At 70.0% G+C, this 17846-nt stretch carries 14 protein-coding genes and 1 pseudogene; 8 read left to right on the top strand and 7 right to left on the bottom strand.

The genetic code is table 11. The features are described 5' to 3' along the window. Positions 1–93 precede the first annotated feature (93 nt). The 4 genes from guaB to guaA all read left to right on the top strand — a co-directional run bounded on the left by guaB (position 94) and on the right by guaA (position 6258). Positions 94–1647: an IMP dehydrogenase gene (gene guaB / locus G6N45_RS25975; RefSeq protein ID WP_163726718.1), complete on the top strand. Its 1554-nt coding sequence runs from the start codon at positions 94–96 to the stop codon at positions 1645–1647. Between the two features lie 39 nt (positions 1648–1686). Then, positions 1687–2814 carry a GuaB3 family IMP dehydrogenase-related protein gene (locus G6N45_RS25970; protein ID WP_179965404.1) on the top strand — a complete coding sequence of 376 codons (1128 nt, stop codon included), beginning with the start codon at positions 1687–1689 and terminating at the stop codon, positions 2812–2814. 89 nt (positions 2815–2903) lie between these two features. Next, positions 2904–4670: a GMC family oxidoreductase gene (locus G6N45_RS25965; RefSeq protein WP_163726714.1), complete on the top strand. Its 1767-nt coding sequence runs from the start codon at positions 2904–2906 to the stop codon at positions 4668–4670. A gap of 28 nt (positions 4671–4698) precedes the next feature. After that, positions 4699–6258, top strand: a complete 1560-nt coding sequence (gene guaA, locus G6N45_RS25960) for a glutamine-hydrolyzing GMP synthase (RefSeq protein WP_163726710.1) — start codon at positions 4699–4701, stop codon at positions 6256–6258. Between the two features lie 7 nt (positions 6259–6265). Here the strand turns inward: guaA and G6N45_RS25955 are convergent, their stop codons facing one another. From G6N45_RS25955 to G6N45_RS25935, 5 genes and pseudogenes are all read right to left on the bottom strand, one after another. Continuing rightward, positions 6266–7144 (bottom strand): MerR family transcriptional regulator, encoded by an 879-nt coding sequence (locus G6N45_RS25955; protein WP_163726707.1) that lies wholly within the window; start codon positions 7142–7144, stop codon positions 6266–6268. A 10-nt stretch (positions 7145–7154) separates the two neighbouring features. Then, a complete protein-coding gene (locus G6N45_RS25950; protein ID WP_163726704.1) occupies positions 7155–8654 on the bottom strand; it encodes a flavin-containing monooxygenase in 1500 nt (499 codons plus the stop codon). 3 nt (positions 8655–8657) lie between these two features. Continuing rightward, positions 8658–9587 carry a ferritin-like domain-containing protein gene (locus G6N45_RS25945; RefSeq protein ID WP_163726699.1) on the bottom strand — a complete coding sequence of 310 codons (930 nt, stop codon included), beginning with the start codon at positions 9585–9587 and terminating at the stop codon, positions 8658–8660. A 10-nt stretch (positions 9588–9597) separates the two neighbouring features. After that, positions 9598–10424 (bottom strand): annotated as a pseudogene (locus G6N45_RS25940) (SDR family NAD(P)-dependent oxidoreductase). Position 10425: 1 nt separating this feature from the next. After that, entirely contained in the window at positions 10426–11418 is a 993-nt protein-coding gene (locus G6N45_RS25935) for an alpha/beta hydrolase (RefSeq protein WP_163726696.1), read from the bottom strand. Positions 11419–11575: 157 nt separating this feature from the next. Between G6N45_RS25935 and G6N45_RS25930 the strand changes: the two genes are divergently transcribed. Genes G6N45_RS25930 through G6N45_RS25915 form a run of 4 tightly spaced genes read left to right on the top strand, consistent with a single transcriptional unit; the run spans position 11576 to position 14754 of the window. Then, positions 11576–12262 carry a DnaE2-dependent mutagenesis accessory factor ImuA' gene (locus G6N45_RS25930; protein WP_163726693.1) on the top strand — a complete coding sequence of 229 codons (687 nt, stop codon included), beginning with the start codon at positions 11576–11578 and terminating at the stop codon, positions 12260–12262. After that, entirely contained in the window at positions 12263–13840 is a 1578-nt protein-coding gene (locus tag G6N45_RS25925) for a DNA polymerase Y family protein (RefSeq protein WP_163726690.1), read from the top strand. A gap of 48 nt (positions 13841–13888) precedes the next feature. Continuing rightward, on the top strand, positions 13889–14335 hold the full coding sequence (locus tag G6N45_RS25920; RefSeq protein WP_163726687.1) for a MarR family winged helix-turn-helix transcriptional regulator: 447 nt from the start codon (positions 13889–13891) through the stop codon (positions 14333–14335). Beyond that, the gene (locus G6N45_RS25915) at positions 14332–14754 is read left to right on the top strand and encodes an organic hydroperoxide resistance protein (protein WP_163726684.1); all 423 of its coding nucleotides are present in this window, start codon (positions 14332–14334) and stop codon (positions 14752–14754) included. The genes G6N45_RS25920 and G6N45_RS25915 overlap by 4 nt, the downstream gene beginning before the upstream one ends. On the opposite strand, the gene G6N45_RS25910 is transcribed toward G6N45_RS25915, so the two are convergent. After that, positions 14741–15775, bottom strand: coding sequence for a nucleoside hydrolase (locus tag G6N45_RS25910; RefSeq protein WP_163726681.1), 1035 nt, complete (start codon positions 15773–15775; stop codon positions 14741–14743). The two genes, G6N45_RS25915 and G6N45_RS25910, sit on opposite strands and share 14 nt — an antisense overlap. Continuing rightward, positions 15772–17769, bottom strand: a complete 1998-nt coding sequence (locus G6N45_RS25905; RefSeq protein ID WP_179965243.1) for an SDR family oxidoreductase — start codon at positions 17767–17769, stop codon at positions 15772–15774. The genes G6N45_RS25910 and G6N45_RS25905 overlap by 4 nt, the downstream gene beginning before the upstream one ends. Positions 17770–17846: the final 77 nt, after the last annotated feature.

The raw sequence follows: 17846 nt of genomic DNA, 5'->3' as shown, positions 1-17846 counted from the left end.
CATGGCGAACGGAAATGCCGAGCTTGATGCCGATAAGATGGGCTTTCAGGTCGCGTCTGTCGCCTGTCCCGTGTCTGGTTACTGGAGGCTCCCATGTCGATCGCCGAGAGCAGCATTCCCCTGGCCGTGCCGGTGCCCACCGGCGGCGATGACCCGACCAAGGTCGCGATGCTGGGGCTCACGTTCGACGACGTCCTGCTGCTGCCCGCGGCCTCCGATGTGATTCCCGCCACGGCGGACACCTCGAGTCAGCTGACCCGCAAGATCCGGCTGAAGGTGCCGCTGGTGAGCTCCGCGATGGACACGGTGACCGAGTCGCGGATGGCCATCGCGATGGCCCGCGCCGGCGGAATGGGCGTGCTGCACCGCAACCTGCCCGTTGCCGAGCAGGCGGGCGCGGTGGAGACCGTCAAGCGGTCCGAGGCCGGAATGGTGACCGACCCGGTGACCTGCTCGCCGGACAACACGCTGGCCGAGGTCGACGCGATGTGCGCGCGGTTCCGCATCTCCGGCCTGCCGGTGGTGGATGCCCTCGGCTCCCTTGTCGGAATCATCACCAACCGCGACATGCGTTTCGAGGTCGACCAGTCCAAGGCCGTGTCCGAGGTGATGACCAAGGCGCCGCTGATCACCGCGCAGGAGGGCGTGTCCGCTGAGGCCGCGCTGGGTCTGTTGCGCCGCAACAAAATCGAGAAGCTGCCGATCGTCGACGGGCACGGCACGCTCACCGGGCTCATCACGGTCAAGGACTTCGTCAAGACCGAGCAGTTCCCGTTGGCCACCAAGGACAGCGACGGGCGCCTGCTCGTCGGCGCCGCGGTCGGCGTCGGCGACGACGCGTGGTCGCGCGCGATGACGCTGACCGACGCCGGGGTCGACGTGCTGATCGTCGACACCGCGCACGCCCACAACCGCGGCGTGCTCGAGATGGTGCACCGGCTCAAAGTCACCGTCGGGGACCGGGTCGAGGTCGTCGGCGGCAACGTCGCCACCCGTTCGGCGGCCCTGGCGTTGGTCGAGGCGGGCGCCGACGCGGTCAAGGTGGGCGTCGGACCGGGCTCGATCTGCACCACCCGCGTGGTGGCCGGTGTCGGCGCTCCTCAGATCACGGCGATTCTGGAGGCCGTCGCGGCGTGCGCACCGCACGGCGTGCCGGTGATCGCCGACGGTGGTCTGCAGTACTCCGGGGACATCGCCAAGGCGCTCGCGGCCGGCGCGTCCACCGCGATGCTGGGGTCGCTGCTGGCCGGCACCGCCGAGTCGCCCGGCGAGCTGATCTTCGTCAACGGCAAGCAGTTCAAGAGCTACCGGGGCATGGGGTCGCTGGGCGCGATGCAGGGTCGGGGCGCGGGCGGGAATCTGCGCGGCAGCTACTCCAAAGACCGCTACTTCCAGGACGACGTTCTCTCCGAGGACAAGCTGGTGCCCGAAGGCATCGAGGGCCGGGTGCCGTTCCGCGGCCCGCTGTCGACGGTCATCCACCAGCTCGTCGGCGGGCTGCGTGCTGCGATGGGCTACACCGGCTCGGCCACCATCGAGCAGCTGCAGCAGGCGCAGTTCGTGCAGATCACCGCGGCCGGGCTCAAGGAGAGCCACCCCCACGACATCACGATGACGGTGGAAGCCCCCAACTACACCACCCGCTAGGGTCGTTGCGGGCTGAACAGGGGAGCAGACATGCGAGACATGGTCGAGATCGGCATGGGCCGGACGGCGCGCCGTACCTACGAACTGGGTGACATCAACATCGTGCCGTCGCGGCGCACCCGCTCGTCCCAGGACGTGTCGACGGCCTGGCAGCTCGACGCCTACCGGTTCGAGATCCCGGTGCTGGCCCACCCGACCGATGCGCTGGTGTCGCCGGAGTTCGCCATCGAGCTGGGCCGTCAGGGTGGCCTCGGAATCCTCAACGGCGAGGGCCTGATCGGGCGCCACGCCGACGTCGAGGCCCGCATCGCCGAGGTGATCGAGGCCGCGGCGAAGGAGCCCGACCCGTCGGCATCGATCCGGCTGCTGCAGCAATTGCATTCTGCGCCTTTGGATCCCGAGCTGCTGGGCGCCGCGGTCGCGCGGATTCGGGAGGCCGGGGTGACCACCGCGGTGCGCGTCTCGCCGCAGAACGCGCAGGCGCTGACGCCGACGCTGGTGGCCGCGGGCATCGACCTGCTCGTCATCCAGGGCACGATCATCTCGGCTGAGCGGGTTGCGCAGGACCGCGAGCCGCTGAACCTCAAGACGTTCATCTCCGAACTCGACGTGCCGGTGGTGGCCGGCGGCGTGCTCGACCACCGCACCGCGCTGCACCTGATGCGCACCGGCGCTGCCGGCGTGATCGTGGGGTACGGCTCGACCACCGGGGTGACGACGTCGGACGAGGTGCTCGGGATCAGCGTGCCGATGGCCACCGCGATCGCCGACGCCGCCGCCGCGCGCCGGGAATACCTCGACGAGACCGGCGGCCGCTACGTGCACGTGCTGGCCGACGGCGACATCCACACCTCCGGCGACCTGGCCAAGGCCATCGCGTGCGGCGCCGACGCCGTGGTGCTCGGCACGCCGCTGGCCTCGGCCGCTGAAGCGCTCGGCGGAGGCTGGTTCTGGCCCGCCGCGGCGGCGCACCCGTCGCTCCCGCGCGGCGCGCTGCTGCAGGTGGCCGCCGGGGAACGCCCGACGCTCGAGCAGGTGCTGAGCGGGCCGTCCGACGATCCGTTCGGAGCGCTCAACCTGGTCGGCGGCCTGCGCCGGTCGATGGCCAAGGCCGGCTACTGCGACCTCAAGGAATTCCAGAAGGTCGGTCTCACGGTCGGCAGCTGAGCCTGCTCGGCCCGGTGTGAACGGGGCCACTTTACAAATTAAGCGGCCCTGTCTAGAGATCTACCGGCCGGTAAGTTCATAATGGTCGTATGCAGACCGACTACGACGTCGTCATCATCGGTTCCGGCTTCGGCGGCAGCGTCAGCGCGCTGCGTCTGACCGAGAAGGGCTACAAGGTCCTCGTGCTCGAGGCCGGCAAGCGCTTTGCCGATCCCGACTTCGCCAAGACTTCGTGGAATTTGCGGAAGTTCCTGTGGGCGCCGCGGCTCGGCATGTTCGGCATCCAGCGCATCCACCTGCTCAACAACGTGATGATCCTGGCCGGCGCCGGGGTCGGCGGCGGGTCGCTGAACTACGCGAACACGCTCTACGTGCCGAGGGAGCCGTTCTTCAACGACCCGCAATGGCGCGACATCACCGACTGGCGCTCCGAGCTGCTGCCGCACTACGACCAGGCGCAGCGGATGCTCGGCGTGGTCACCAACCCGACGGTCACCGACGCCGACAGGATCATGCAGGAAGTCGCCGAGGACATGGGCTGCCGGGACACCTGGGTCCCGACGCCGGTCGGGGTGTTCTTCGGCCCCGACAACGAAAAGACGCCGGGCGAGACCGTTCCCGATCCCTACTTCGGCGGCGCCGGTCCGGAGCGCACCGGGTGCATCGAGTGCGGCTCCTGCATGACGGGCTGCCGCTACGGCGCCAAGAACACTCTGATCAAGAACTACTTGGGGCTTGCGGAGCGCGCCGGCGCGACGATCCGCCCGATGACCACGGTCACCGATTTCTCCCAGCGTCCCGACGGCACCTGGGAGATCCGCACCGTGCGGACGGGAAGCTGGGTGCGCCGCACCCGCCGCACGTTCACCGCGAACCAGGTGGTGCTCGCGGCCGGCACCTACGGCACGCAGCGGCTGCTGTTCAAGATGCGCGACAGCGGCCGGCTGCCGAAGCTGTCCGACCGGCTCGGGGTGCTGACCCGCACCAACTCGGAGTCGATCGTCGGCGCGGGACGGCTGCGCGTCAGTGACGACCTGGACCTCACGCACGGCGTGGCGATCACCTCGTCGATCCATCCGACCTCCGACACCCATGTCGAGCCGTGCCGCTACGGCAAGGGCTCGAACGCGATGGGGCTGCTGCAGACCCTGATGACCGACGGCGCCGGTCCGGAGGGCACCGACGTGCCACGTTGGAAACAGCTCGTGCGCACCGCGCGCAGCGATCCTCAGGGCACTCTGCGCCTGCTCAACCCGCGGCGCTGGAGCGAGCGCACGATGATCGCGCTGGTGATGCAGAATCTCGACAACTCGATCACGACGTTCACCAAGCGCACCCGGTTCGGCTTCCACCGCTACCTGAGCAAGCAGGGCCACGGCGAGCCGAATCCGTCGTGGATCCCGGTGGGCAACGAGGTCACCCGCCGCATCGCGAAGAAGATCGACGGCGTGGCGGGCGGAACCTGGGGTGAGCTGTTCAACATCCCGCTGACGGCGCACTTCCTGGGCGGCGCGGCCATCGGCGAGAACCCGCAGCGCGGCGTCATCGACCCGTACCACCGGGTGTACAACTACCCGACGCTGTCGGTGGTCGACGGCGCGGCGATCTCGGCGAATCTCGGTGTGAATCCCTCGCTTTCGATCACCGCTCAGGCCGAGCGGGCCGCCTCGCTGTGGCCGAACAAGGGCGAGGAGGACCTGCGGCCCGCGCAGGGCGAGCCGTACCGGCGGCTTGATCCCATCGAGCCGGCGCATCCGATGGTGCCCGCCGGCGCGCCTGCGGCTCTGGACTGGGGCGTGAGTGCCGAGACGGTCAACCGGCGGGATCCCACGACCGCCGAGGCGCAGGGCGCCTGACCTTCGAGAGCCCCACTAGACTGTGCGGGTGGATTCAGCTGCTCCCCGCCCGGTACTGGTGGTCGACTTCGGTGCCCAGTACGCCCAGCTCATCGCACGTCGAGTGCGCGAGGCGCGGGTGTTCTCCGAAGTCATCCCGCACACCGCGAGCGTCGACGAGATCAAGGCGCGCAACCCGCGCGCCGTGGTGCTGTCGGGCGGGCCGGCCAGCGTGTACAGCGACGGTGCGCCGCAGCTCGACCCGGCGCTGTTCGACCTCGACGTCCCCGTGTTCGGCATCTGCTACGGGTTCCAGGCCATGGCGCAGGCGCTCGGCGGCACCGTCGCGCACACCGGCACCAGCGAGTTCGGTCGCACCGAGCTGAAAGTCGTTGGCGGCGATCTGCATTCCGATCTGCCCGAGACACAACCGGTGTGGATGAGCCACGGTGACGCGGTCACCGAGGCGCCGGCCGGGTTCGAGGTGGTGGCCACCAGTTCCGGTGCGCCGGTGGCGGCGTTCGAGGACCGGTCACGGCGGCTGGCCGGCGTGCAGTATCACCCCGAGGTCATGCACAGCCCGCACGGCCAGCAGGTGCTCAGCCGGTTCCTGCACGAGTTCGCCGGGATCGACGCCGCCTGGACACCGGCCAACATCGCCGACGCGCTCGTCGAGCAGGTGCGCGCCCAGATCGGCGACGGACGGGCGATCTGCGGGCTGTCCGGCGGCGTGGACTCCGCGGTCGCGGCGGCGCTGGTGCAGCGTGCCATCGGCGATCGGCTGACGTGTGTGTTCGTCGACCACGGTCTGCTCCGTGCCGGTGAGCGCGCACAGGTACAGCGCGATTTCGTCGCCGCCACCGGGGCGAACCTGGTCACCGTCGATGTGGCCGACCGCTTTCTCGAGGCGCTGTCCGGGGTCACCAACCCCGAGGGCAAGCGCAAGATCATCGGCCGCGAGTTCATCCGCGCGTTCGAGGGTGCGGTGCGCGACGCGCTGGGGGCGGCCGAGGGGGACGTCGAGTTCCTGGTGCAGGGCACGCTGTATCCCGACGTGGTGGAGTCTGGCGGCGGCGCGGGCACGGCGAACATCAAGAGCCACCACAACGTCGGCGGCCTACCCGGCGACCTGAAGTTCACGCTCGTCGAGCCGTTGCGGCTGCTGTTCAAAGACGAGGTCCGCGCGGTGGGTCGCGAGCTGGGCCTTCCGGAGGAAATCGTTGCGCGCCAACCGTTCCCGGGTCCGGGGCTGGGGATCCGCATCGTCGGCGAGGTCACCGCGGACCGGCTGGAAACTCTGCGCCGTGCCGATGCGATCGCCCGCGAGGAACTGACCGCGGCCGGACTGGATCACCAGATCTGGCAGTGCCCGGTCGTGCTGCTGGCCGACGTCCGGTCGGTGGGCGTGCAGGGCGACGGCCGCACCTACGGGCATCCGATCGTGCTGCGCCCGGTCTCCAGCGAGGACGCGATGACGGCGGACTGGACGCGGGTGCCCTACGACGTGCTGGAACGGATCTCGACGCGCATCACCAACGAGGTGCGCGAGGTGAACCGGGTCGTGCTGGACATCACCAGCAAGCCGCCCGGCACCATCGAATGGGAGTAGCGCCGGGTCACTCTCCGCCGGCGTCGGTGTTCCTCTCGACGAGGTCGCCGAGCATCTGCGCGACGGTCGTCTCGATGGCGGTCTCGATCGAGAACGCCAGCGTGGCACCGACCGCGGAGACCGCGCGGGTGCGGAACCGCACCAGCGTGGTGATCAGTTCGGCGACCTTGACGTCGTCGGGCATCGCGGCGCCCGGGTTGATCTTGTCGAGGACCTCCTCGACGCCCGCCTGTACCAGGATCGCGCTGATCTGATCGAGCAGCGGGCTGATCTGCTCGTGGATGTCGATGAGCTTGTCGTAGGCGACGCCGTACCGGTGGATCTCGGTGAACGCGTCGACCAGGGTGGGCCGCACGACGGTGGCCTGCTCCTGCTCCACGCGGATGATCTCCAGCGCGACGAGCCGCTCGAATGCGGCGTCGTCGTCGATCAGCCGCCGGGCCGCCTCGATCGTCATCCGTTGCGGCTTCTCGGTGGCCCAGCTGCCCGCGATCGCCGACTCCAGGCCGAGCATGTCGCCCAGATCCTTGCCCTGCTCCCACGTCGAGAGCATCTCGTGGACGTGCGCGAGGTTGTATCCGCGGTCGAGCAGCGAGGTGATCAGGCGCAGGCGGGTCAGATGGGTGTCGTTGAACAGGGCGATGCGGCCGACCCGCAGCGGCGGATGCAGCAGCCCGCGGTCCCGGTAGACGCGGATGTTGCGGGTGGTCGTGCCGGCCAGCCGGGCAAGTTCGTCGATGCGGTACTCGCCGGATTCGGCGGCGCCGTGCGGTTGCACGGCGGCGTCGAACAACTGCGACACCGCGGTCTCGACGACGTCGCGGGATCCGCGCCGGATCCGGCGCAGGATGGTGGGGATCGGCCCGCTGGACTTCGGCTGGGACATCCGGGCGTGCTCAGGCAGTGGAGGTGACGGCGCGTGCCCGCACCTCGTGTGCCACCGCGTGATAGTCGTCGAGCCGGAATTGGCGCATCTGTCGAAGATACTGCGTCGCCAGCCCCGGGTACATCGACGCGTTGAACCCATCGGCGGTCAGATACCAGCTGCGGCAGCCCGACATCCAGGTCGTCCTGGTCAACCGCTGCTGGATCGCGGCGTTGTAGCGGCGCTGCGTGTCGGCGCGGACGTCGAGGTAGCGCAGGTTCTCGTTCAGAATCGCGGTGACGGCGGCGACCGCGTAATCGATCTGTCCCTCGATGTAGACCAGCAGGGAATTGTGGCCGGGACCGGAGTTGGGCCCGGTCATGAAGAACAGGTTCGGGAAGCCGTGCGCACTGGCACTCTTGAAGGCCTCGGCGTGATCCGCCCACTCCTGCTGCAGCGACCGCCCGCCGAGCCCGGTGACCGGGAACGGCGGACCCGACAGGTGCACGTCGTATCCGGTGGCGAACACGATCGCGTCGAGATGGTGCTCGACCCCGTCGCTGGTGCGGATCCCTGCCGGGCTGATCGTGGCGATCGGCCAGTCGATGAGTTTGCAGTTCTCACGCTGCAGGGCGGGGTAGTAGTCGTTGGAGATCAACATGCGTTTGCAGCCCGGCGTGAAGTCCGGCGTGAGCTGCCTGCGCAGCCATGCGTCCTTGACCGTCGCCCGCAGATGGGCCCGGCCCAGTGCGGCCACCAGCCCGCTCAGCGGCGTGTTCCACACCAGCGCCGCCGCGCACGCCTCGTGTCCCCAGAACAGTGCCTGACGTGCCAATTCCTGTGCGGCAGGCACTTTGGCGAACAGCGTCTGGACCGATGCGGGCATCTCGACGTCCGGGCGGGGCAGTACCCAACCCGGAGTGCGCTGGAAAACCTTGACGAATGCCGCCGTCTTCACCAGTTCCGGCACGATCTGCACGGCGCTGGCACCGGTGCCGACCACCGCGACCCGCTTGCCGGTGACGTCGAAGTCGTGATCCCAGGCGGCGCTGTGGATCGTGCGGCCGCGGTAGGTGTCGATGCCGCGGATGTCGGGCAGCTTGTGGTGGGCCAGCGGGCCGGCGGCCAACACCACGGTGCGGGCCGCAAAGCGCTTGCGGCCCTTGGTTGTCGCGGTCCACACGCCGGCCCTCTCGTCGAAGCTCAGGCCGGTGATCTCGGTGTCGAACCGGATCAGCGGGCGCAGCCCGTGCCGGTCGGTCAGCTCTTCGATGTGGGCGCAGATCTCGCCGCCCGACGGATACATCCGTGACCAGGTGGGGTTCTCGGCGAACGAGAACGAGTACAGCATGGTCGGAATGTCGCAGGCAACACCGGGATAGGTGTTGTCACGCCAGGTGCCGCCGACACGGTCGCTGCGTTCGACGATCACGATGTCGTCGACACCGGCCTTCCGGAGTTTGACCGCGGCGCCCAGCCCGGAGAAGCCCGCGCCGACGATCAGGGTGTCGTGGATGCGTGTTCCGGCCACGGGTCAGGCCGCCGGGTCGTGGGTGAGTTCTTTGAACCAGCTGGGGATCGGCTTGAGCAGGGACCGGGGATAGAAGTCGGAGAGCCGGACCATGGTGTTGGCCAGCAGGTGGTAGGGGTGGCGCGGGTTGACGACCACCGCGGCGTGGCGCTTGAGAACCTGATAGGTCGGTACCCGCCAGGTGTTCTCGCCGCGTTCGCCGAGCGACTTGAAGCGCAGCATCGCCTGGTGCAGGCGTTCGGGTTCCAGGCCCATCGCCGCGATCTCGTCGACCACCCGGTTCAGCAGCGGGATGTACATCAGCGCGCCGATGATCAGGCTCGGCGAGGCCACGGTGCCGACGAACTCGATGGCCAGCCGCCGCGCGTCGGCGTGGCCGATCATGTCGAGCACCGCGAAATCGACCACCAGATGCCGGGATTCGTCGTTGTTGATCTTCTCGAACACCTGATGGCAGACGGGATCGTCGACCTCTTCGAGCAGGAACTTCAGCAGCGCGCCGTCGAGCGCCACCTCCAGCATCGGGATCACGGTACCCAGGACCGACAGCGACATGCGGTCGGCGTAGCGGTCCAGCCAGTCCATCGCCAGCCGGATGTTGACGTTCGGCTCGGGCATCTCCCCGTCGTCGAGCATGCCCCACCGCTTCATCAGCGCCAGTTCGGCATTGGCGTGCCGCTGCTCCTCGGCGTGGAAGTAGCGGTAGATCTCGGCGATCGTCGGGGTGGGCGCCTTCTTGGCCAGCGCGGCGAAACCCCGTGCGCCGATGTTCTCGATCCAGCACAGGTCGGCCATGAACGCCTTGAGCTTGGGCCGCTGTTCGTCGGTGATCCGCTCCGCGCCCGGTGCGGCCCAGTCGATGTCGGCCAGCGCCCACTGTCGGTCCTTGATCTTCGCCAGCATGGCGTCCATGTCGATCGATGCGGTGGCCATGGTGATCCTCTCAGGTGGTGACGCGGGTGACCAGACCGGCGGCGCGGGTGTACACCGTCGGGGTGAAACGTTTGATTCCCCAGCCGATTCGGGCCTCCGGCTGCGGCATGCAGTAGAGCCCGCGCGGTCGAGGGTGTCCAGACACGTGCGGACGACGCGCTGGGGCGAGAAGCCGATCCAGCGCATCAGATTGTCGGCGAGCTGGGTGGACCGATCCGAGATCCGGCCTGCGCCGACGATATTGGTCTTGACGAACGTCGGGCACAGCACGGTGACGTTGACGCCGGTGCCTGCGAGTTCGGCGGCCAGCGTCTCCGACAGGGACAGCGTGCCGGCCTTGCTGACGTTGTAGGCGGCCATGCCGGGTGCGGCGCCGAAGGCGGCCGCGGAGGCGACGTTGACGATTCCCGCGGGCCTGCCGGCCTCGCGCAGGATCGGGGCGAACACGTGGCAGCCGTGGATCGGGCCCCACAGGTTGATCCCCAGCACCCATGTCCAGTCGGCGAGGTCGGTCTCCCCGATCGGTGCTCCGCCCGCGCCGACGCCGGCGTTGTTGATCACCACCGTGGGTGCGCCGCCGAACCAGGATCGCGCCGTGTCCGCCAGCCGGTACACGTCGTCGACGTCGGTGACGTCGCAGGGGGCGGCGAGCGCGGTGCCGCCGGCGGCGCTGAGGGCATCGGCGGTCGCCCGGGCGGCGTCGAGGTCGATGTCGCTGCACAGCACCCGCCCGCCGCGGCGGGCCAGTTCGGCGGCGAACGCGGCGCCGATGCCGCTGCCCGCTCCGGTGATCACCGCGTCGGCGCGGTGGCTGCGTCGGGCGCCGAACAGTCCCATGTCAGCCGGCCTGTTCGACGGCGTCGTCGGCCAGGACGTCGGTGACGAACGAGGCGACGACGCGCATCGCGGGCACCGCTTCGGGGATCAGCCGCGGCAACGCCTGGAAGACGTGGACCTGGTCGGGCCAGATCTGCAGATGGGCGCGGCCGCCTGCGGCGCGCAGGTCCTCGGCGAGCGCGATCGCGTCGGCGGCGAGCATCTCGGCTTCGCCGGCCTGGATCAGCGTCGGCGGAAGCGGTCGGCCGCCCGCGACGTCGAGGGTCAGCCGCGGATGAGCGGATTCGGTTCCGGTGCAATACAAATCGACCAGCCGGATGGCGTGGTGCGACCGCATGGTGGGGTCGGGGCGGGTGCGTTCCCGCGATCGGGCCAGGGTGAACGTCAGGTCCACCAGCGGCGATATCAGCACCACGCCTGCGGGATGGCAGACGTCGGGCTGCAACAGCAGATCGACGCCGAGGTGGCCGCCCGCGGAGTCGCCGGCCAGCACGATACGTTCGGGCGCGATGCCGCAGTTTCCGGTCAACCAGTCCCAGCCGTGACGGACATCCTCTGCGGCAGTGGGGAACCGGTGCCGCGGCGCAAGGCGGTAGTCGATGCTGAAGACGCCGACGCCGGTCAGCCGGGACAGCCAGGAGACCAGCCGCCGGTGGGTGCGGGTCGAGCACAGGACGTAACCGCTGCCGTGCACGAAGTAGATCGCGCGGGTGGTGTCGCGGGGAACGCCCGCGCCCCACACCCATTCGCCCACCACGCGGTGTCCGTCGGGTGTGCGGACATCGACCCGTTCGACCCGGGTCCCGGCCAGGGACGGCCCGAAGGTGTCCATCAGGCGGGCGACGATCTGTCGGGAGGTCCACAGCCCCCACGGCTGACCGGGCGGGATCACGAGGCTGAGTTGGCGCAGCGTCAGGCCGGCCAGCGCGGCCGCGCCGCGGGATCGCCAGGAACCGCGCTGCGGCAGCGCGGCTGCCGTCTCTGCGTTGAGCACGGATCGGATACAACGCCCAATGATGACATTTGTCAATGACACTATTCGGCAGTGTCACGGTTGCGCCGGTTGACGATGTCGGTGGCCCGGTGTTTACTGGCGATATCGAACACATATTCGAACATAGGGTGAGGCCGATGATGTGCAAGGTGCTGCTGTGACGGGGGTGAAGACGTTGGATCGCGCCTCGGTCACCCGTGCTGAGCAGCTGGAACAGCTTCGCCGACAGATGGCGGCGGTGTCCGGGAAAGTGGGCGCCGGCCGTCGTCCGGCGCCCGTGGCGGCCGCGGGGCCGGTGCCGTTTTCGCCCCCGGATTCTTTGCTGCCGATGCCCGATTCGTTGTCCTTGCCTCGGGGAACCGTGGCGATTCTGTCGGGGGCGCGGTCGCTGGAGTTGAGCATCGTGGCCGCCGTGACGGCCGAGGGCGGCCATGTCGCGATCATCGGCCAGCCGGACGTCGGGCTGCTCGCGGCGGTGGAGATGGGGGCGGACCTCAGCCGGATCGCGGTGATTCCGGAGCCGGGCGCCGACCCCGTCGAGGTGGCCGCGGTCCTGATGGACGGGATGGATCTGGTGGTCCTCGGTCTGGGCGGCCGGTCGGTCCCGCCCTCCCGGGCCCGGGCGGTGGTGGCCCGGGCCCGTCAGCGCGGGTGCACGCTGCTCGTCACGGACGGGAACTGGCAGGGGGCGTCGGCCCGGCTGGAGGCGAAGGTCAGCGGCTACGACATCGCCGGTGCAGGCGGCGGGGCGCCCACGCCGGGCTGTGGCCGGATCAGCCGGGTGCGGCTGGCGATGCGGACCCGGGGACGTGCGACCCGACCGGTCCGTGCGGTGAACGGCTAGATGTCCGCGTCCAGGGTGCTGGCGCTCTGGTGCATGGACTGGCCGGCCGTGGCCGCCGCGGCGGCGGCCGGTCTGCCGCCGACGGTCCCGGTCGCGGTCACCCTGGCCAACCGGGTGGTGGCGTGTTCGGCGGCCGCGCGGGCGACGGGGGTGCGGCGCGGGCTGCGGCGGCGGGAGTCGCAGGCCCGCTGCCCGGAACTGCACGTCGTCGCCGCCGATCCGGCCCGCGACGCTCGGCATTTCGAACACGTCACGGCGGCCGTCGACGACCTGGTGCCCCGGGCGGAGGTGCTCCGGCCGGGGCTGCTGGCGCTGACGGTCCGGGGGGCGGCGCGGTACTTCGGCTCCGAACAGGCCACCGCCGAACGGCTGGTCGACGCGGTGGCCGCGGTGGGCGCCGAATGTCAGGTCGGCATCGCCGATCAGCTGCTTACGGCGGTCTTCGCCGCCAGGGCGGGCCGGATCATCGACCCGGGTGGGGATGCGGAATTCCTGTCGGGGCTCTCCATCCGGCAGTTGGCCACCGAGCCCAGCCTGGCCTCCGGGAGTCGGGCGGACCTGGTCGACCTGTTGTGGCGCATGGGTATCCGGACGGTCGGGCAGTTCGCCGAGCTGTCCCGCAGCGATGTGGCTTCCCGCTTCGGGGTCGATGCGGTGGTCGCGCACCGCCTGGCGCGGGGAGAACCCGGCCGCGGACCGTCGGGCCGCGACCCCGAGCAGGAACTCGATGCGGTGCTGGACTGCGATCCCCCCATCGACCGGGTGGATGCGGCCGCCTTCGCGGGGCGGTCGCTCGCGGGCCGGCTGCACCGCACCCTCGAGGCCGCGGGGGTGGGATGCACCCGGCTGGCCATCCACGCGGTGACCGCCACCGGCGCCGAGCTCGAACGGGTCTGGCGCTGCGCCGAACCGCTGACCGAGGATGCCACCGCCGACCGGGTGCGCTGGCAACTCGACGGCTGGCTGAACCGCCGTCGCGAAGACGAGCGGCCCGGAGCGCCGATCACCGTGCTGCGGCTGCGTCCGGTGGAGGTGGTGTCGGCCGAGGCGCTGCAGCTGCCGCTGTGGGGAGGGATCGGTGAGGAGGACAGGCTGCGCGCGCGGCGGGCGCTGGTGCGGGTGCAGGGACTGCTCGGTCCCGATGCGGTGAAGGTTCCGGTCCTCAGCGGGGGGCGGGGCCCGGCCGAGCGCATCACGCTGACCCCGCTCGGCGATGAGCTCGTGCCCCGGGCGGATCCCGCGGCGCCCTGGCCCGGGCAGCTGCCCGAGCCGTCGCCGACGGTGCTCCTCGACGACCCGGTCGAACTGCTCGACGGCGAGGGCAATCCGGTGCGGGTCACCGCTCGCGGACTGTTCTCCGCCACCCCCGCCCGGCTGGACGCGCCGGGGCGGTCAGGCCGGCTGTCCTGGTGGACCGGGCCGTGGCCCGTCGACGAACGCTGGTGGGACACCGCGGCTTCTCCGAGTGGCCGGACGGCGCGGGCCCAGGTGCTGATCGGCGGTGACCGGGACCAGGGGGAGGCACTGTTGCTGTGTTACCGCCAGCGGCGGTGGTACGTCGAAGGCAGGTATGAGTGACGACACAATTGATTGTGCACAATTCAATTGTGTCCTACAGTCTGCGGCATGGCCATGCTCGCCCTCGACGACCACCTGTGCTTCGCGCTGTACTCCGCGTCGCGGGCGATGACAGCGGCGTACCGGCCCCTGCTCGCTGATCTCGGGCTGACCTACCCCCAATACCTCGTCCTGCTGGTGCTGCGCGAGGAAGGCCGGGTGTCGGTCGGTCATCTCGGCGAGCGCCTGCAGTTGGATTCGGGCACCCTGTCGCCGTTGCTCAAGCGGATGGAGGCCGGCGGCATCGTACGCCGGGAGCGCAGTGCCGACGACGAGCGCCAGGTCGAGGTGACCCTCACCGCGACGGGCCGCCGGAAAGCCGCCAAGGCCGAGTGCATCCCCGAGAAGCTTTTCCCCGCAACGGGATTGACCACCACCCAAGCCGCAGAGCTTCGTGAGGCGATTCACACGCTCACGCAGACCCTTGTTCACACCCACCGAAAGGAACACGCATGAAGACGCTCTACACCGCAGAGGCCCTGGCCACCGGCGAGGGCCGCGACGGCCACGGCCGGTCCTCCGACGGCCGGCTCGACTTCGACCTGGCCATCCCCAAGGAGATGGGCGGCAGCGGCAACGGCACCAACCCCGAGCAGCTCTTCGCCGTCGGCTACGCCGCCTGCTTCCACTCCGCGCTGCGACTGGTCGGCAGGCAGGACAAGGTCGATGTCACCGATTCGTCTGTCGGAGCACGTGTTTCGCTCGGCCAACTCGACAACGGCGGCTTCGGCCTGGCGGTCGAGCTGGAGGTCACCCTGCCCAACGTCGATGCGGAGACGGCCCGGAAGGTGACCGAGAAGGCCCATCAGGTGTGCCCGTACTCCAACGCCACCCGCGGCAACATCGACGTCACGCTGAACGTCACCGACGACTGAGCGTCTGCGCGAACGCGCCGACCCGGTCGATGAACCGGTCGAAGAACGCCGCGGGATCGACGTCGACACCGATGAGCGCGTTGGGTTCCCGTCCCCAATGCCCGCTCCAGTCGGCGATCGTCATCCCGCGCGTCAACGTGCCGGTCAGCTCGACGTCGACCGGGGCGGCGCGGCAGACCACCAGTTCGGGGTCCAGCGCGACCGCGGCCGCCAAGGGGTCGTGCAGGTGGGCCAGATAGCCCTCGCCCTGGTCGTGGTGGAACTCGAAATAGAACCGCATCGCGTCCTCGAGCACCCGGATCAGCGCGCTGCCCGCGCGCGAGGCCTTGCCGCGTTCGTCCTGTGCCGACATCGGGGGAGACGGTGCCCCCGCGGCATCGGCGAGCCTGCTCAGCAACTGCGGGGTCATCGCGATGTTCTCGGTGAGGTTGAGGCCCAACACGATCGGCGGATTCGGCCCGCCCGTCCACCCGGCGAACACCTCGGCCGCCGACTCCGGATCGACGCTGGTGTTCCACTCCGCGACCGGAGTGGTGTTGCCCCGGTAGTCGAACGCCCCGCCCATGATCACCAGCCGCCGGATCAGCCGGGGCAGTGCGGGCTCGGCGCGTAGGGCGAGCGCCAGGTTGGTCAGCGGCCCGGTGGCGATCCCGATCAGCGTGCCGGGGTACGCGTGTGCCGCCCGCACCCAGGCCTGCGCGGCGTCGTGATCGGTGAGCCTGGCCGAGGTGGCCGGGAGCCGGGCATAGCCGAGGCCCTGCGGTCCGTGGGTGTCCTCCGCGGTACGCAGCGGCGCCGTCAGCGGCGACTCCGATCCCCTCGACACCGGAACACCGGTGATTCCGCACAGCTCGAGCAGGCCGAGATTGTTCTCGCAGACCTGGTGGACGCCGACGTTTCCGGCGGTCGAGGCGATGCCGACCACCTCGGCCTCCGGGCTGCCGAACAGGTACACCAGGGCCATTGCGTCGTCGACGCCGGTGTCGGTGTCGATGAACACCGGCTGGCGTTCGGCGCTCACCAGTGCACGCCGGGCACCAACCGCACCGCCCGCTTGACCTGACGGGGTACCCGCACCGAGGGCACCGGTCGGGCGGGCCGCCGCGGCCGCCGCGCCACCGCGGGCCGGCTCTCCGTCACTCCGCGCGCAGCCGCCGAGTCGGGATAGCCGAGGTACAGCTGGTGCAGAATCCGTCGCGACAGCCGCGGGGTGAAGTACGTGCCGAGATCCGACAGCGTGCCGACCGGGGTGTCGATGCGCGGCGGCTTGTCGATCAGGCCGCGGACCACCATCGCGGCCGCGTGTTCGGCGGAGATCGGAGGCATCGGGTTGAGCCTACGTGACGGCGCGATCATCGGCGTCGCGACCAGCGGCATGTGGATGGTGGTGAACGTGATGTGGTCCGAAAGAGTCTCGGTGCCAACGACTTCGGAGAAGGCATCAAGAGCGGCCTTGCTGGCGACGTAGGCGCTGTATTTCGGGCTGGCGGCCTGCACGCCGGCGCTGGAGACATTGACCACGTGGCCGTATCGCCGCTCGCGCCAATGCGGAAGCAGGGCCAGCACCAGGCGCACGGGCCCGAAGTAGTTGACCGCCATCACGCGCTCGTAGTCGTGCAGCCGATCGGTCGAGGCGATCACCGACCGCCGGATCGACCGGCCGGCGTTGTTGACCAGGTAGTCGACGTGTCCGAAGCGGCCGAGGATGTCCTTGACGGTGTGTTCCACTGCGGCCGAGTCGGTGACGTCGCACGTGAAGGCGTGCGCGTCGCCGCCGGCCGCGCGGATCTCGGCGATCAGTTCGTCGAGGGCGTCGCCGTTGCGCGCCAACGCGAAGACGGTCGCCCCGCGTGCGGCCACGGCGATCGCCGAGGCGCGCCCGATCCCGCTCGACGCCCCGGTGATGATGACGTGCTTGCCGACCAGGGGCCCCGCCGGATCCTCGCGCCGCGCCCGTTCGGGATCGAGGTGCTCGGCCCAGTAGCGCCACAGTCGTGGCGCATAGCTCGCGAACTCCGGCACGACGATTCCGGTGCCCCGCAGCGCCTCGTCGGTGCGGTCCCGGGTGAAGGTCGGTGCGAGTTCGACGACATCGAGGACCTCTCCCGGGATACCCAGTTGGGTGGCGGCCATGTTGCGCAACACCTTCGCGCGTCCGGTCACGCCGAGCAGCGGTGCCGCGGTCGCGCGGGGCAGCGATCCGACCAGCGCGGGCAGGCCGGCCTCGGAGGCGACGCCGCGGTAGATACCCCGCAGACCGATCGTCGACGGCGCGGTCAGATGGAACGTCTGGCCGTCGCGGCCGTCGAGGTGCATGAGGGCGGCGACGGCGTCCACCACGTAGTCCACCGGCACGATGTTGGTGCGTCCGGTGGCGGGCAGCAGCATCGGCGTGAATCGGGGCAACGCTGCGAGCGAGGACAGGATCGGGAAGAAGTAATAGGGCCCGTCGATCTTGTCCATCTCACCGGTGCGCGAATCGCCGACGACGACCGCGGGCCGGTAGACGCGGAACCGCAGCCCGGGGGCTGCGCGCACCAGCAACTCGGCCTCGAACTTCGTCCGGTGATACGGCGTGGGCAGCTCCTGCCCGACGTCGACATCGTCCTCGGTGAACTCGCCGCGGAAGCTGCCCGCGACCGCGATCGACGACACGTGGTGCAGCGTCGCGTCGAGGCGGCGGGACAACGCGATGACCGCCCGCGTGCCGTCGACGTTGGCTTCCCGCTGCTGCTCCTCGGGCGCGGTGATGTCGTAGATCGCAGCGCAGTGCAGGACGTGGTCGACGGCCCCCAGCGTCGCGACGTCGTCGTCGGTCAGCCCGAGGTCGGGTGCGGTCAGGTCACCGACCAGCGGCGTCACCCGCCCGTCCCAGCAGTGGGCCAGCCGCTCGAAGCGGCCGAGGGATCCGCGGCGCACCAGCACGTGCACCGCCTCGGTGCCCGGGCGGGCCAGCAGGCGGGTGACGAGATGACGGCCCAAGAAACCGGTACCGCCGGTAACGACATAGCGCATGCGGGACATGCTCACCTGTCGGTGGGAAAAGGTCAACACCCGCCTGTCCTGCCGCGGTAGCACTGGGGAAACAATCC

The sequence above is a fragment of the Mycolicibacterium psychrotolerans genome (assembly GCF_010729305.1).
GTDB lineage: Bacteria > Actinomycetota > Actinomycetes > Mycobacteriales > Mycobacteriaceae > Mycobacterium > Mycobacterium psychrotolerans.
The sequence above is the reverse complement of the archived record's forward strand: the minus strand, read 5'-3'. Positions and strand labels throughout refer to the sequence as shown.